Raw genomic sequence first — 16,943 nt, 5'->3', positions numbered from 1 at the left:
AGGAATGCCCGCCGACGTGAAACCTTTTCACGCGAGAAAGAATCCGTTATTCGCCTGCACGTCAATGATTACCATGATTGCAGCGTGCCTGATCATCCTTTTGTATGGACAGGCCTCGGCGAGCCCGGATCAGGCGGTTTCGTCTCCGCCGTTGCAAACCGCCTGCGTCACCTCCGAATGCCACAAAGGGATGGGGACCTTGTCGTACGTCCATGGCCCGATTGCCCGCGGAGAATGCACCTACTGTCATGTTCAGACCGGAAAACACTCCTTTAAACCTATTTCTGACAGCGGCAAACAGTGTGTCGAATGCCACGAGCAGGGCGCACCCCTTGCCGTGGTCCACCAGCCGGTTAAACAGAGGCAATGCATAAAATGCCATGATCCTCACCAATCCGCCAACAAGTACCAACTGCGTGCAGCGGGGGCGGATCTCTGCTTTCTGTGCCACAAAAAATCCATTGCCGGCAGTACGTTCGTCCATGGGCCGGTGGCCGTCGGCAGTTGCAACGCCTGCCACGCCGGTCATCAGAGCCAGATGAGAAAGCTGCTTCTGATCGATGGCAATGACCTCTGCTTTTCGTGCCATACCGACAAGGCGGATCAGTTAAAAAACGCGAAATTTCTGCATGACCCGGTCAAACAGTCGTGCCTGTACTGCCACAACCCCCACAGCGCTCCCTATCGCTATATGGTGAAAGCCGACAGTACCAACCTGTGCTACTCCTGCCACCGGCAGAAGAACAATGAGATCTTGGCCGCAAGCGTCAAGCACAAGGGGCTGGATACCGACAAGGGGTGTACTGCCTGCCACGACGCCCACGCCAGCGAACATCCCAAAATGCTCGTCAAACAGTCGGGCGACCTCTGCCTTGGGTGCCATGACCGCGTCTATACCTCAGCCAGCGGGCGACTGGAGAACATGAAGGAACTGCTGGAAAAAAACAAGGACCATCATGGCCCGATACGACAAAATGACTGCTCCGGCTGCCACAATGCCCACGGTTCAAACTACTTCAGGATCCTGCGAGAAAATTTCCCGCCGCTTTTCTATGCAGGCTACGACCCGGACAATTACAAGCTGTGCTTCATGTGCCACGAAAAGTCGCTTGCCAGTGTAAAACTGACCACAACTTTGACCGGATTCAGGAATTACCAGAAGAACCTTCATTTCGTCCATGTCAACAAACCGGTCAAGGGACGCACTTGTCGTGCATGCCACGATGCCCACGCCACCAACAACCCGCGCCACATCAGGGACTCCGTGCCGTTCGGCTCAGCCAACTGGAATCTTCCGGTGGGATTCACAAAGACGGACGGGGGGGGGAGTTGCCTGCCCGGCTGTCACAAGAAGTTCTCCTATGACAGGGAGCATGAAATCAAGAATTGATCTTCGGCCGGCACGCCGGGGGAGCATCCCGGGCAGGGCGATATTTTGGCCTGTAAGCTGCTGGCCTGATCTGATATAGTGCAACATTCGAGCAGAACGCATATAAAAACTGGAGCGTGCCGTGTCCAAGCGGTCAGGTATAACAATTTTGCCCGGCGTATGCCTTGCGATGGCACTTGCCCTCTGCCGGCTGACAGCATACGGCGGCCAATCGGCGCCGGACGAGACGCCGCAGGTGAGGATGGCGGTGAGCGACGACGCCCTGGCCGCAGCACGGGCTATGCTGGCGGTCGATGTCACCAGTGCTGCCGCCAATGCCAAGCTGGGGAATGCTTTGTTGTTACGGGGTGAATTTGATGCGGCGCTCGGCTATTTTGAAACGGCACTCAGGATCAATCCCGGAAATGTCGAGGCAATGGCCGGCAAGGGGACGGTTCTAGCCCGGAAGGGTGATCTCGCGGCAGCCGAGAAACTGCTCCGGGGGGCCTTGCTCCAGAGCCCCGACCCGGTCCGGCTACATTATGAACTCGGCCTGATCTATCAGAAACAGGGTGATTTCAACCGGGCGGTGGCCGAATTCAAAGAGGGGATCAGTAAATTCCGGCAGGGGAGACGGTAATGGCAGAGCTTCCGTGCAGAAAAAAATCCATGGCGAAAACGACTTTCATGCCGACAATCCTGTTCATCGGGGTGCTGCTGGTGTGCGGGCTGGCCAACACCCCGGCCGCTGCCGCACTGCAGCGGCTGCAGGTCGGCATGCAGGCGCCTGATATCACTCTCAAGGGAATCCGGGGCGAGAACAGGAGATTCGCCGAACTGAAGGGGGAGAAACTTACCGCCGTGGTCTTCTGGTCGACCTGGAGCTCCAAGTCCGGCGAAGTCCTCGCCCGGATGCAGAAGCTCTATGACCGGTACCGCGACCGGGGCTTTACTGTTATCGCCGTGAATGCTGACGAACAGAACCTGAGCGATCAGACCATCACCGCTGTGAAGGCGATGGTCGACAAACTCGCGCTGGGCTATCCGGTGCTGCTGGACCAGGGGCTGGCGGCATTCAACGACTTTGGCGTCATCGCGCTTCCCTCCACCGTAGTCGTGGATGGCGGCAGGTTCGTTAGGTTCGAACTGTCCGGCTACCCCTTGGAAGGCGCCGAGCAGTTGGCTGAATTCATTGCAGAAACGATCGAAGGAAGGAAGCCGGCCGCTACGGGCACGATTTCGCGCCAGCCCGCCCCTGCGGCAGTCCGGGCTTTCAACATGGCAAAGGCATTGCAGAAGTCGAAATATACCGCCGACAATGCCGAGATGTGGCTGAAAAAAGCCGTCGAAGCCGACCCCGAATTCCTGCTGGCGAGAATCTCACTTGCTAGGGTGTACTCCCAGCGCGGGGCGGATGACCGTGCCAGCACAGAACTGAAACAGGTGCTTCAACGTGACCCCGCCAACGTCATGGCTTTATGTGATTTTGGGCTCATTGCGCTGAAACAGGGGAAAACAGGTGAGGCAGTCACCCTGCTTGAAAAGGCGTTGAAAATATCGAACGCCCTGCCGGAATGCACTACCTATGCGGCACTGGCCCATGGGCGCAGCGGGGATATGGACAAAGCGATGCAGCTGTTTGAACAGGCGGCACAGATCAACCCGCGTGATCCAGTCATTTATGAATACAAGGGAAAACTGCTGGAAGAGAAGGGGCGCATGCCTGAAGCTGCCTCGTCCTACCTGCAGGCCCTCGAAAAGATTCTTCAGGCCCGGTGAACGACACGATTCTCGCAATAGCTCCCGTTTCTGCCCGAACTCTATACCGCAGCCCGGAAGGATATCCCAGCATGACGGTTTTACGGCAACCGACCCGATGAATCAGAAACCTATATTTCGTCGCATGGCAAGTGCATTGTACGCCGTCCTGGCGGTCGCGCTATTCTCTCAGCCTGTACAGGCGACAGTGTCCATGATCACTCCACCTGACAGGAGTGCCGTCACGGGTGAGTGGCTTGCGCTTGTACTCTCACACAGCGGATTCGAACTGGATACCGTGCAGATCTTCGTCAATAACCGCAAGCAGAAGACGGTATCCGTGCCGACGGACCGAAAAATCGTCTGCATTGATGGCGTCATGTTGTCTCCCGGCGAAAACCGGATCAGGGTCGTCACCATAAAGGACCAAAAGAAGGTCGGCGAGCACATACGGACCGTTGCGCTACGCGTGCCGCTCTCACCGGCAAATGTCAGCTTGCCTGAAGGTTTCACCGACTATAAGTTTCATGGCACCACCAGCAAACTCTGCGACGCCTGCCATCGAATCGACTTCAAAGGCCAGGTGGATGCAGCGGGAACCGGCGAAAAATCACCTTGCTACATCTGCCACAAGAAACTGCTGAGCGACAATCCGGTTGTTCATGGGCCGGCAGCGGTATGGTCCTGCCTCACGTGCCATACCCAATTATCCGGCAAGGGCGCGCCCGGCGCCCTGTCAGCAAACAAACGCATCTGCGTGGAATGCCATGAGGAGCCGATTTCTCTCTGGAAATCAAAAAAATACATTCACGGCCCGCTGGTTGACGACGACTGCATCGTCTGCCATAACCCCCATGCCGCATCCTTCAGTTCCCTTTTAAGGAAGAGCCCGTATGACCTCTGCACCACATGCCATGATCTCGTCCCTAAAACCCCGCACGTCATTGAAAGTTTTTCAGGGGGAGGACATCCCCTGCTGCTGCCTCGCAACCCCCTCAAGCCAGGCTCCGAGTTTTCCTGTGTATCCTGCCATAATCCGCATGCCGGTGACTCCCTATTTTTCCTTTCCAACTACAGGGGGCCGGACTACAAAACCGAGTACTGCCGGACGTGTCACACCTTCTGACAGGCGAGGGCGCGGCATCTGCAGGCTGCTTTCGCCCTGGTTCTAGCTACAGGGCCGGCTGTCAGAGAGAGGCAAAGGGGGATGCAGCGGATACAACCCGCCCGTCCTCGGCAAAAACGTAATCAAACAGGATGACGGTCGCACCGGGTTTTTTCCCGGGGAAAAGTATAAGATGCTTCCGATCTCGAGGAAGAATATTATGAAACCAGAAAAATGCACCGTGTGCGGAGGGGCCCTGGTAACCCGGTACCCGGAAGCGCATGATCCCCTGACCGGGGAGGCGTTCGCGGTCGCAGATTGCACCTGGTGTGGTCTGGGGCACACCTCACCGCAGCCTGACGACTTGGGCCGCTACTATGGCCATCGTTATTACGGCAACCGGCATGGCCTGACTTTGCGGCATTGCATCAGCCGGCGCCTCGGCTTCATCGCTGCCGCGCTGCCCGGCAAACCAGGACGGCGGCTGCTCGACATCGGCTGCGCCGACGGCTCCTTCCTACTGGCGGCACGGCATAGGGGCTGGGACGTGGTCGGAACCGAACTTGATCCCCGGGCGGCCCGCCAAGAGGGGCTGGATGTCAAGGAAGACATTGCCGAGTTCCGCGAGGATGCCACCTATGACTGCATCACCATGTGGCACACCCTGGAACACATGCGTGACATACCGCACATGCTGAATAATGTTGCCAGGCTGCTCAAACCGGAAGGGCGGGTGATCATCGCCGTGCCCGACTTCGGCGGCTGGCAGGCGCGGTTATACGGACCGAAATGGCTCCATGTCGACGTGCCGCGCCATCTCTACCATTTCACCATCGGAGCGCTGCGGCACGCGCTGGCCGGGGCCGGCTTCACCGTCCAACGGACCTGGCACCAGGAAATTGAATACGATCTGCTGGGATGGTCCCAGAGCGCCCTCAACTACCTGATGCCGGAGCCGAACGTTTTCTTCGAGACCCTGACCGGCAAACAGGGGGAAACCGGCGGGGGGGGGCGGGTCTACGCCTGCCTGCTCGGTTCTCTGCTTACTCTGCTGTCGCTGCCGGTGCTGACCCTAAGTACGTTGCTGGGCAAGGGCGGGACCCTGATTGTGGTGGCCGCCCCTACGCCACGGATGAACGATAAAAAAACAGAGGAACTATAAAATCTGTTCCAGATAGAAAGGTGACATGACAGCATCTGACAACATTCCCCACAACAGCAATTCCCAGCTCTGGCAGCCGCTCCTGATCCTTCTAGCCGCCACGCTGCTCGTGTATGCGGTCAGCATAAACAACGGCTTTGTCCTGGACGACGAGGTGATTATCGTCAATAACCCCCAGACGCTGACTCTGCGGAGCATTCCGGACGTACTGCTTTCTCCGGATGTGGTCAAACCGTATTACCGTCCCCTCAACCGGGCCACCTATCTGCTGGACTATCAACTGGCCGGCATGAACCCCGCGTGGTACCACGGCGTCAACATCATCATTCACCTGGGCAACGTGATCCTGCTCTACTTGGTCTGCCGCCGCTTTCTAGCGGACCCGAAAGCGGCGCTGATCGCCGCACTGCTCTTTGCCGTGCACCCGGTCAACACGGAAGCTGTCAATTTCATTTCGGCCCGTAACACCCTGCTGGCACTCTTTTTCAGCCTGGCGTCACTGCTCGCTTTCGTGAAAGCCCGGGAAAGGGGGCTGCGCTTGCCGCTTTTGTCGGCGTTGCTCTTCTTCTGTACCCTGCTCAGCAAGGAGACCGGCCTCATGCTGATCGCAGTGATTGCGATCTACTGCCTGGTTGCGCTGCCTGGACAGGAGGATGATCGGCGGCCGTGGCGGGAACGTCTGCTCACCCTTGTCCCCTTTCTGTTCGCCACACTCGCGTACTTTGCCCTGCGCTCCTACTCCCTGCACGGTATGGTGGGCACAACTGTTCCGGCCGAGGGCCTTCTCAGCCGACTGGCGATAAATTATTACATAGTACCCCAGTACCTCACCCTGTTGCTGTTCCCCTCAGATCTGACCATCTTTCACACGGTGCCGAAAGGGGGACTGTTTGCCTCTCCCTGGTTCCTCCCAGCCTGGGCGGCACTGCTCACTGCCATCTGCCTGATGGTGCGCAGCCGCAACAGGGTCGCGCTTTTCGGTCTTGCCTGGGTCCTGATAAACTATGTGCCGATCTCAAATATCGTCCCGATCCCAAGCGACCCGGTAAACGAGCGTTTCCTCTATCTGCCTGCCATCGGCTTCTTCATGGTAGTCGGTGCCCTGGCCGCATGGGTCCGTTCAACGGATAAGGCCCGCCTGATTTTGTCAGTGGTGGTTGCGACCCTTGTTGCCGCCTCTTCCGCGGTGACGGTCCAGCGTAACCGGGAGTGGAAGGATTATTATTCTCTTGCAGCTAGCGGGGTAAAAAACAATCCCGGTTCAGCCGAGGCGCACTACCATCTCGGCACCGCCCTGAAAGACAAGGGCGATCTTGAGGCAGCCCGTAGGGAATGGGAATCGGCCCTTCGCATCGATCCGGCCAACTCGGACTCCCTGACCCAGATGGGAACGCTGGCCGCCATGAAGGGGGACCTGCGGAGCGCAGAGCGGTATTACGCCATCGCACTGCTGTCGCCGAACGGCAAAGCTGACCCCTACAAAGCGATGGCGCATTTCAACCTTGGCAAGATCTATGAAATATGGGGCCTACCGCAGAAGGCACTGCAGCAGTACGAACAGTTCATGCAGGTTGTGCCCATGACCTATCTCGAATACAAAACGGATGGCGAGCAGCGGATCGCACGGCTGCGCCGGGCGTTGTCCGGAGCCCCGACCAGATAACCGCAGGGAGGAAGTGCAGTGCCCGTTCAAACCAGCCATCATCACGAAGGGGTATCACTATGGGGCAAAACAGTGCTTGCTGCGCTGCTCGTCCTTACCGTGTCGCTTGTGTACGGTCAGGTGTACCATCATGGTTTTCTGAATTATGACGACCACCTGTATGTCACCGACAATGCCACCGTCAAAGCCGGGCTGACCCGGACCGGCGTTCTTTGGGCGTTCACAACGACTTCGGCAGCGAACTGGCATCCCCTGACCTGGCTGTCCCACATGCTGGATGTGCAGCTCTTCGGCGTCAACCCTTCCGGGCATCACCTGACCAGTGTATTCCTGCACATCCTGAACACGCTCCTGCTGCTGTGCCTGCTCTACCGTACAACAGGCGAGTATCTTAAGAGCTTTTTCGTTGCAGCTCTCTTTGCGCTCCATCCGCTGCATGTCGAATCAGTCGCCTGGATCGCCGAACGCAAGGATATGCTGAGCGCCTTTTTCATGCTGGCGACCATCCTGCTGTACAGCCTTGACCGCGAGAAACCTCGCGCCGTTCTCTACCTCTCCGCCCTCATGGCGTATGCTGCCGGGCTGATGGCCAAACCGATGCTGGTCACCCTTCCCTTTGTGCTGCTGCTGTGGGATATCTGGCCATTGCAGAGGTTCAGGCCATGGGGAAGGGGGGATGATGAACAGAGAACTGTCCCGGTCGTTCGGTTGGTGATGGAAAAACTCCCCTTCTTTGTCCTTTCGCTGCTGTCGTGCGGCGTCACCTATTATGCTCAGTTTCAGGCAGGCGCGGTGGCCTCGATCCATACGATGCCGTTCCCGTTCCGCTTGATCAACGCCCTGCTCAGCTATGTCAGGTACCTGGGCAATATGATCTGGCCGGAGAACCTGGCGATCATCTACCCGCTGCCAGCAACCCTGACGATCGCCAGCGGCCTGCTGACCGGTCTGGCCCTCCTTGCCCTTTCTGTTGTGGTCTGGCACCTGCGCAGCCGCCATCCCTACCTGCTGTCGGGCTGGTGCTGGTATCTCGGCACCTTGGTGCCGGTCATCGGGCTGGTGCAGGTCGGGCAGCAGGCTATGGCCGACCGTTATACCTACATTCCCCTGATGGGGATCTTCATTATGATTGCTTGGGGGGTGCCGGCTTGCGCCGAACGCTGGAACCTCCGGCAGAACGCGCTTGTCATTTCGGCCGGTGCGGTTCTTTCTTTACTCGCGGTGTGCACCTGGCACCAGCTCGGGTTCTGGAAGGACAATGTCACCCTCTTTGAACACGCCGGCAGGGTAGTCCCGGGTAATTTCATTGCCTACCGTTTCCTGGGTAGCGCCTTGGCCCAACAGGGTGATATGGCCGGGGCAGAACGCGCTTTTCAGGCCTCGCTGCGGATCAGCCCCGACGACGACCGAAGCCATACCGAATTGGGTGTAGTCCTGGCAAAAGAGCGAAGGTACAATGAGGCGGTTGAGCACTTCTCTGCCGCACTCCGCACCTACCCTGACTCCGTCGATACCCACTTCCAGATGGGCAATGTATTGATCGAGACGGGAAAGCCGGCCGAGGCGATAGTTCACTACAAAGAGGCGCTGCGGCTCAAGCCCGCCGAGGCCGAGATATGCTATTCGCTGGGGCTGGCATTGGCAATGCAAGGCGATATCGCCGGCGGAGTCCGTTATCTGACCAAGGCAGTCACCCTGAAATCCGATTTTCCCGAGGCCCATTACAACCTCGGGATCGCGCTGATCCGAGCGGGGAACATGTCTGATGCGGTGGAGCACTTCAGTGCCGCAGTGCGGATCAACCCCTCCTTTGCGGAAGCCCGCAAGGGCCTGGAAGCCGCACAAAGATTGCTCGTAAAGTAGAGTTTTAGTTGCAGAGAACATCACATCACGACAAAGGAATCAACCATGCTGAACGGGAAAAAGATCATCGTTGTCATGCCCGCCTATAATGCCGAAAAGACTCTGGAAAAAACCTACCACGAAATCCCTTTAGAGATCGTCGACGACGTGATCCTGGTGGATGACGCCAGCCGCGACCGCACCTCGGAGATTGCCCGTAGCATCGGCATCCATACTATCGTGCATACAAGGAACAAGGGCTATGGCGGCAACCAGAAGAGCTGCTACAAGGCCGCTCTGGAACTGGGGGCGGATATTGTCATCATGGTTCATCCCGATTACCAGTACACTCCCAGACTGATCCCGGCCATGGCCTCCATGATTGCCTACGGCGAATTCGATGCGGTGCTGGCCTCGCGCATCTTAGGGCCTGGCACACTGGAAGGGGGCATGCCGGCTTACAAATACATTTCCAACCGTTTCCTGACTCTTTTCGAGAACATCTTGCTGCACCACAAACTTTCGGAATATCACACCGGCTACCGTGCCTTCAGCCGGGAAATCCTCGAAAAGCTGCCTCTTGAGAAAAACTCTGACGATTTTGTCTTCGACAACCAGATGCTTGCCCAGATTATCTGGTTCGGCTACCGCATCGGAGAACTCACCTGCCCCACGAAATATTTTGAAGATGCCTCGTCGATCAACTTTCGCCGCAGCGTCACGTATGGCCTGGGTGTTCTGAAAACATCGCTGCAGTTCCGCCTCAGCAAGTGGGGGGTCTGCTTGTCAAAAATTTTTGAAAGATGATCGTCAAGGCTCTTTCGCTCGCACGGTTCCGGACAGGATAGAGCAAAGCAGGGTTGGACAAAGCAGGCATTCACCTTGGATTGACATGGCAGCAAGGCCAAAGCAGGTGAGACGTTAGTTTTGACCTTGCATAACTTGATTTAATTGTAGTAGCAAGGGCTAGAAATGAACGAAAGGAAAAACATGAAACTATCTGTCGTCATACCGGTCTACAACGAAAAGGCTACCATCGTTGAACTCTACGAGAGCGTACGGGCCGTGCCCCTGGAAAAAGAGATCATCCTGGTAGACGACTGTTCCACCGACGGCACACGCGAGATCCTCAGCGGACTCGAAAGCGCGGACACACGGGTTGTACGGCACGAGCGCAACATGGGCAAGGGTGCTGCGCTTCGGACCGGCTTCAATAGTGCAACCGGCGATATCGTCATCATTCAGGACGCCGACCTTGAGTACGACCCTGGCCAGTATCCCAAACTGATTCAGCCCATCCTGGAAGGCAAGGCGGATGTGGTCTACGGCTCCCGTTTCGTAACCGGTGAATACCGGCGTGTGCTCTATTTCTGGCATATGCTGGGCAACTCGTTCCTGACGCTCCTCTCTAACATGCTGACCAACCTGAACCTGACCGACATGGAGACCTGCTACAAGGTCTTCAGGCGAGAGGTGCTGGAAAAGATAACCATCGAGGAAAACCGCTTCGGTTTCGAGCCGGAAATCACCGCCAAGCTTGCGAAGCTTAACATTAGGATTTACGAAGTGGGCATTTCCTACGCGGGGCGAACCTATCAGGAGGGGAAAAAGATCGGCTGGAAGGATGGCCTGTCCGCCCTGCGCTGCATTCTCAAGTACAACCTGCTGCGCTAAAGTTTGGGATTTTGAAGGGGGCAAGCAAACTTTGCCCGCCTTTGCCCCCTGGCCGACAAGGCAAAGCAAGAGAAACATTTGCTTTGCCCACTACAAATCTGATGAACAATTGCAGCAGGGCGGCCTGACGGTCACCACACGGAATACCTATATGACAAACCTGTTCCGCAAACCATACATCATCCCGCTGCTGATCACTCTGGTTGGCCTGCTGGCGTACGCCGGTACCTTTTCGGTGCCCTTCCAGTTCGACGATGACGCCTATGTCGTCAACAACCCGGCCATCAGGGATTTCAGCACCTTTCTCTCCCCGGGTGATATAGCCGGGGGCAGTTCCCTCTCCCCCACCAGCATCCCCCCCGCCCTCCGTTCTGCCTTCATGACCCGCATCTTGGGGTATCTGTCCCTGGCGGTCAATTACCGACTGGGCGGGCTGAGCGTGGTCGGCTACCATGTGCTCAACCTGCTGCTGCACATCCTCAATGCCTGGCTGCTCTACGCCATACTGGACCACGCTTTCAGGGGGATGACGTGCGCCCGCACTGAGAGGGAGGGAGAACCTGCCTCCGTTTTGCTGCCCCTGGCCGCGGCGTTGCTCTTTCTCTGCCACCCGATCCAGACCCATGCCGTGACCTACATCACCTCCCGTTTCGTGCTGCTGGCTTCCTTCTTCTCCCTGCTCTCGCTCGCTTCATATATTAGGTTCCGCACAGCTCCGGCGGCACGCGGCCGCTTCTTCCAGACGCTGGCCGTCCTCTCGGCCGCCCTGGGAATGCTGTGCAAGGAGTTCACCTTTACCCTGCCGTTCCTGATCGCCCTCTACGAGGTTTCCTTTTTCCGCGCCGGCCTGCGCGAGCGGTTCCGCTCCCTGGCGCCGCTGGCCTTGACCTTCCCGATCATTCCGCTGCTGGTCTTTCTCCAGAAGGGGAGCGTCACCGCTCTCGACAGCACCATGCGCACCATAACCGCCGCCGACTCATCCCAGATCTCACGAATCGATTACCTGCTGACCCAGTTCCGGGTGATCGTCCTGTACCTGCGGATGCTCATCTTCCCTGCGGGGCAGAACATCGACCACGACATCCCCGTGCAGCACAGCCTGGCCTCCCTACCGGTGCTGGCCTCGCTCCTTTTGCTCCTGTCACTTTTTGCATGGGCAGCTTGTAGACTGTTTCGCTCGTTGCGGAACAACGAAACGCCGCAATCCCGGATCATCCCCTTCGGGATCATCTGGTTCTTCGTGGCCCTCTCGGTGGAGTCCAGCATCATCCCCTTGGGGGAATTGCAGGCCGAATACCGGCTCTACCTCCCCTCCATCGGCGTCATCATGGCCGTCACCACCCTCGGCGCCGCGTGGTCGCGTCGATATGCCCGAGATGAAAAACCATTCTGCATCATCGCGGCAATTCTGATCGTCGCGCTCTGCGCGGCGACAGTGGTGCGCAATCGGGTCTGGCAGAGCGAGATTACCCTCTGGCAGGACGCTGCTGCAAAGAGCCCGGCCAAAGTCAGGCCCCATCAGAACCTGGCTCTCTATTACGGCATGCAGGGGCTCCTCGACCAAGCACGCCGGGAACTGCAGCAGGCTTTGGTTATCGAGCCGGGCAACTTTGAGCTGCACAACAACCTGGGGATTGTTTACAAGCAGATGGGGGATTTTAACAACGCCATCAAGCAGTACCAGACCGTGCTGAAGCTGGAACCGGGGGACGCCATGGCCCGCTATAACCTGGGAAATATCTACCTGGCCCAGGGCAACCTCGCCGGGGCGATCCGGGAATACCAAGCCTGCGCCGCCATCATCCCCGACTACGACGAGGTCCATCACAACCTGGGCATCGCCCTTGACAGGAGCGGGCGGAGCGCCGAGGCGATCATCGAATTACAACGGGCGGTCAACCTCAATCCCCAGAACGCCAACGCCAGGAACAACCTGCTCCGGCTGACGGGGAAACGGTAAAAACCGTACAGGCGACCCGCCGCCCCGGTCTTGCCGGAATACGGTCAGTGCTCATCGAACAATGAAAGGAATCCCATGCGCCCAGCCCATCTGCTCTGCATTTTGATGCTTCTGGTCACTTTGGCGGTCTATGCCCAGACCGCCAACCATGATTTCATCAACTTTGACGACACGCTCTATGTCACGACTAACCCGGTGGTCAAGGACGGCCTCAAAGCCTGGACCATCGCCTGGGCTTTTACTGCCACCACCGCCTCTAACTGGCACCCGGTCACCTGGCTCTCCCATATGACCGATGTCCAACTGTTCGGCCTCAACCCCTACGGCCACCATCTGACCAGCGTGATCATCCACACCCTCTCGGCCCTCTTGCTATTCCTGTTGCTCGCGCAGATCACTGCCGCACCTTGGCAGAGCCTCTTTGTGGCGACCCTGTTTGCACTGCACCCGCTGCACGTGGAATCGGTGGCCTGGGTTGCCGAGCGTAAGGATGTCCTCAGCGGGCTTTTCTGGACCTTGACCCTGCTCCTGTACGCCCGCTATGTCAAAAATCCTGGTGCCGGCCGCTACGGTGCGACCCTGGCCTGCTTCGCTGTCGGACTGATGACCAAGCCGATGCTGGTGACCTTGCCGCTGGTGATGCTGCTGCTGGACTGGTGGCCGTTGAACCGTTTCTGCCCGGCAGAGGGCGGGGGAACTGCCGCAGCAAAACCGGCAGTCTTTAAACTGGCGATGGAGAAAATCCCCTTTCTGCTGCTCTCGGTGCTCTCCTCGGCATTTACCATCTACGCCCAGCACCACGGCGGGGCGATGGCGACTCTGGACAAAGCCCCACTCGGGCTGCGCTTCGGCAATGCCGTGATCGCTTATGCCACCTACATAGTGGACGCCTTCTGGCCCCATGATCTGGCCATGCTCTACCCCTTTCCCACATTCATCCTGCTGGGGCAGCTGGTGGGCGCCGCCCTGCTGCTGGCACTAATCTCGGCAGGGGTGCTCTACGTGGGACGCCGCTTCCCTTGGCTGGCGGTTGGCTGGCTCTGGTTCCTGATAACCCTGCTGCCGGTAATCGGCCTGGTCCAGGTCGGCGGCCAGTCCCATGCCGACCGCTATACCTACATCCCCTTGACCGGCCTGTTCATCATGCTCGCGTGGGGAGTCCCGCAGCTGCTGGAGAAGTGGCGCTGCCGCCGGGAAGCCCTGATGATTTCAGCCGGACTGGCCGTCTGCGCCATAACGGCAACGACCTGGGTCCAGATCGGCTACTGGCGCAACAACATCACACTCTACCGCCACACCCTGGCGGTCACCCGCAACAACTACCTGATCCTGAACAACTACGGCATTGCCATGGACCAAGCCGGCGATTACGAATCCGCCCTGCAACTCTACCAGGATGCGCTGCGGATCTGGCCCCGCTCAGTAACTGCCCACAACAACATCGGGACCGTGCTGGAGCGTAAAGGGAGGTACGCCGAGGCGATCGAACACTATCGGGAGGCGTTGCGGCTCAAGCCGGATTACGTGATGGCCGTGGTCAACATGGGCAAATCACTGGCCGGCCTGGGGAAGGTCGACGAGGCCCTGACCTGTTATGAACGGGCCCTGAAGCTGGATCCGTCAAATAGCGACGGGCATCTTCAGCTGGCCATCCTGCTCCTGAAGAGCGGACGCCGCGATGAGGCCCGGCAGCATTACGAGGCGGTGCTGCGGCTTGAGCCCCACTCGGCCAGGGCCCCGGTCAACATTGGCGTCGAGCTTGCCCAGCAGGGGCGATTCGACGAAGCGGCCGACTATTTCAGACAGGCGCTGGGGATAGACCCTGATTCGGTGGAGGCGAATTTCAATTACGGGGTTTTTCTGACCAAACAGAACAGGAATAACGAGGCGGCCGGATACTTCAGGCAGGTGTTACGGATCAAACCGGATTCCGCCATGGCCCGGGACTGGCTGAGACGGTTGAGGCAGTTGGAATGAATATGGCAAGAAACATCGTCCTTGATTCCCGATCAAAAACATTGCCCTTAGGGGCGGAGCAAGGCTTATCAGCTTCGCCCAGCTTTGATCTCAGTGGTAGAAAGGCACAATATAAAGGGCGAAGCAAGTCAAGCTTTTGCTTCGCCCCTGCGGAACCGGACGAACGGAATGGTGCATCTGCAAATCTACTGCATTGGAGGGTGACCTGGTGGCAATGCTGACGGCGTGCCGGCAGCGGGAGCATTTGCTCCTTCCGCGGCCTTGCCCTTCTTGGGCAGGGCCTGAGCAGGCACATCCTCACCCATGGTCTTGAGGAGTCTGCCAGCATCCTGATGCCCGCCGCGGGCTGCTTTTTTCAGCCAGACCACCGCGTTGCCGTGGTCCTTTTCGACTCCCTCGCCATTGACGTACATCAGCCCCAGATTGAACTGGGCCTGGGTGTGGCCCTTCTTAGCAGCCTTGCGATACCACTGGGCTGCGGTTGCACGGTCCTGGGCAAGGTCCTTACCTGAGTCGTAAAAGGTGCCGAGCAGGAACTGCGCCTGTACATGCCCCTTTTCGGCGGCTTTGCGAATCCACTCAATCCCTTGGTTATGATCGGCCTTGACGCCTTCCCCCTTATAATACATGATTCCCAAGTTGTAGAGGGAATTGGGGTTCTTCTGATCGGCCTTGAATTCCTTCATAGCCCATTTGTAGTCTTTCACCCTGTATGCCCCCATGCCAATTCGGTAATCCGCAAGAGCCGGAACGGCCACCAGGATGACGGCTGTCACAACTGTCGCAAGTATGGAACATTTTTTCATAAGTTTTCCTCCGCGCTGGGTTTGACGACGACACATTAAACTACGACTGCGGCTTGAAATCAATTCAAAATATGAACAGCCGTACATAGCGCCCGATGCAACGCGCCAAAATGCAGGCACGACAGCACGGCCGGTATTGGGCTTTGCTCTTATGCACCCTCCTGCACCTAAAACAAGCCGGTTCTGCAACGCAGGGCGAAACCCAGCTCCAGTTTTGCTCTTTACTTGAAGGGTATCAGCAGGTTATGATTAACAGGGTTTTGCAGTTCACCCACACCCTTACACTGAACAGTGAGGTTCTTCCGTGGCATTACGTTTTTTATACATCCTGCCCCTGCTTTCCTTCCTTCATCTGGCGATGGTCCTCCTCCCGGCTCACGCCGCTGGGGAGCAGCCGGGCGCAACAGCCCTCAAACCTGAGCAGCCTGCCGCGGTAAAGGCAGAGGAATACAAGGCCACCTTTCTCCACAAACTGTCGGACTTTTCCGGTGCAAAACCGTTCAACTCCTCTCGGCTCAAGGCTGATCCTGCCAAGGGCGAGGTCTATGTCATTAATGGCGACTCGGTCTCCGTCTTCAACCCCAGCGGCATGGAAATCTTCCGCATTGATTCCGATGCGTCTATCGGCTCGATTGTTGACATCGCGGTCACCAGTGAGCAGAAACTGATGCTGCTGACGAGCAAAAACAACAGGTTTCAACTCATGCTCTGCAACTACCGGGGCGAACAACTGGGTGAAATCCCATTAAAGGGACTTCCTCCTGAACTCACTGGATTCACTCCCAACCGGATCTATGATCGCGACAAGCACTTGTATCTGGTCAGCATGAGCGGCATGCGGCTTGTGGTGACCGATGAGCAGGGTACCTTTATCCGTGCCGTCGACTTGGCCCTGGCGGCCGGCTACTCCGATCAGGAGCGCAACGACACCGGCTTGGGCGGCTTCACCTTGGACCGGGACGGTGGCTTTGCTTTCACGGTCCCGGCCACGGCAAAGCTGCACACAGTGAGCAGTGAAGGCACGAACGGCAGAACCTATGGCCGCCGAGGCAGCCGGCCGGGTCTCTTCGGTGTACCGACCGGTGTCGCCGTGGACCGGAACGGCAACTACCTGGTGGTGGACAAGCTGCGCTGCGTGGTGATGGTTTTTGACCGCAACTTCGCCCTTATTACCGAGTTTGCCAAGCACGGTTTCGGCCCGGGCGACTTGATCGCACCCGACGACCTAATTGTGGACAGCGGCAACCGGGCCTACATCAGCAACCTCCGCAAGCGTGGGGTGGTTGTCTACCAGCTTTCAAGGGAATAATCCATTTCTCCCGCCGCGTACCCCTCTCCCCGCGGGGGACATGTGGCCGTTGGCCGGTGAGGGGCGCAGTCAACCATCCCCCGTTCACCCTGACCCACTCCCACAGGGAGAGGGAAGCAGCGCTTCGCTCTGGCGGCAGACAGGCTCATCAGAAAAATAAATCCACCCTGACATTCCCGTTTTCACCTCCCCCCATCCGCAGCGAGATTTAGCATTACGAAAATGTAATTATTTTGTAATGTTACAGTCTGATTGTTTCCGCCAAGTCCACAATCCCCTCCGTCATACGCCGGCTTTAGAGCGCTGAATTTCCTGGCA

At 57.8% G+C, this 16,943-nt stretch carries 13 protein-coding genes; 12 read left to right on the top strand and 1 reads right to left on the bottom strand.

From position 1 onward, the window contains the following. Window positions 1-4 precede the first annotated feature (4 nt). From K7R21_RS19900 to K7R21_RS19850, 11 genes are all read left to right on the top strand, one after another. A complete protein-coding gene (locus tag K7R21_RS19900; protein ID WP_224985047.1) occupies window positions 5-1,390 on the top strand; it encodes a cytochrome c3 family protein in 1,386 nt (461 codons plus the stop codon). Window positions 1,391-1,559: 169 nt separating this feature from the next. Further along, window positions 1,560-2,009, top strand: coding sequence for a tetratricopeptide repeat protein (locus tag K7R21_RS19895; protein ID WP_224985046.1), 450 nt, complete (start codon window positions 1,560-1,562; stop codon window positions 2,007-2,009). Then, window positions 2,009-3,148, top strand: a complete 1,140-nt coding sequence (locus tag K7R21_RS19890; RefSeq protein ID WP_224985045.1) for a TlpA disulfide reductase family protein — start codon at window positions 2,009-2,011, stop codon at window positions 3,146-3,148. Before K7R21_RS19895 ends, K7R21_RS19890 begins: the two co-directional genes overlap by 1 nt. Before the next feature lie 193 nt (window positions 3,149-3,341). After that, window positions 3,342-4,253, top strand: a complete 912-nt coding sequence (locus tag K7R21_RS19885) for a cytochrome c3 family protein (RefSeq protein WP_224985044.1) — start codon at window positions 3,342-3,344, stop codon at window positions 4,251-4,253. A gap of 199 nt (window positions 4,254-4,452) precedes the next feature. Beyond that, window positions 4,453-5,394 (top strand): class I SAM-dependent methyltransferase, encoded by a 942-nt coding sequence (locus tag K7R21_RS19880; protein WP_224985043.1) that lies wholly within the window; start codon window positions 4,453-4,455, stop codon window positions 5,392-5,394. A 25-nt stretch (window positions 5,395-5,419) separates the two neighbouring features. Further along, window positions 5,420-7,057: a tetratricopeptide repeat protein gene (locus K7R21_RS19875; RefSeq protein ID WP_224985042.1), complete on the top strand. Its 1,638-nt coding sequence runs from the start codon at window positions 5,420-5,422 to the stop codon at window positions 7,055-7,057. 18 nt (window positions 7,058-7,075) lie between these two features. After that, on the top strand, window positions 7,076-8,920 hold the full coding sequence (locus K7R21_RS20875; RefSeq protein ID WP_224985041.1) for a tetratricopeptide repeat protein: 1,845 nt from the start codon (window positions 7,076-7,078) through the stop codon (window positions 8,918-8,920). Between the two features lie 45 nt (window positions 8,921-8,965). After that, complete coding sequence (locus K7R21_RS19865) at window positions 8,966-9,706, top strand: glycosyltransferase family 2 protein (protein WP_224985040.1); 741 nt, start codon at window positions 8,966-8,968, stop codon at window positions 9,704-9,706. 183 nt (window positions 9,707-9,889) lie between these two features. Then, window positions 9,890-10,573 (top strand): glycosyltransferase family 2 protein, encoded by a 684-nt coding sequence (locus K7R21_RS19860; RefSeq protein ID WP_224985039.1) that lies wholly within the window; start codon window positions 9,890-9,892, stop codon window positions 10,571-10,573. 151 nt (window positions 10,574-10,724) lie between these two features. Next, window positions 10,725-12,533 (top strand): tetratricopeptide repeat protein, encoded by a 1,809-nt coding sequence (locus tag K7R21_RS19855; RefSeq protein ID WP_224985038.1) that lies wholly within the window; start codon window positions 10,725-10,727, stop codon window positions 12,531-12,533. A 75-nt stretch (window positions 12,534-12,608) separates the two neighbouring features. Continuing rightward, window positions 12,609-14,510 (top strand): tetratricopeptide repeat protein, encoded by a 1,902-nt coding sequence (locus K7R21_RS19850; protein WP_224985037.1) that lies wholly within the window; start codon window positions 12,609-12,611, stop codon window positions 14,508-14,510. Between the two features lie 185 nt (window positions 14,511-14,695). On the opposite strand, the gene K7R21_RS19845 is transcribed toward K7R21_RS19850, so the two are convergent. Next, window positions 14,696-15,316, bottom strand: coding sequence for a tetratricopeptide repeat protein (locus tag K7R21_RS19845; RefSeq protein ID WP_224985036.1), 621 nt, complete (start codon window positions 15,314-15,316; stop codon window positions 14,696-14,698). A 304-nt stretch (window positions 15,317-15,620) separates the two neighbouring features. Between K7R21_RS19845 and K7R21_RS19840 the strand changes: the two genes are divergently transcribed. Next, a complete protein-coding gene (locus tag K7R21_RS19840) occupies window positions 15,621-16,625 on the top strand; it encodes an NHL repeat-containing protein (RefSeq protein WP_224985035.1) in 1,005 nt (334 codons plus the stop codon). Window positions 16,626-16,943: the final 318 nt, after the last annotated feature.

It is taken from the genome of Geomonas agri (assembly GCF_020179605.1).
Classification (GTDB): domain Bacteria; phylum Desulfobacterota; class Desulfuromonadia; order Geobacterales; family Geobacteraceae; genus Geomonas; species Geomonas agri.
This window is presented reverse-complemented; position numbering and strand designations above follow the sequence as displayed.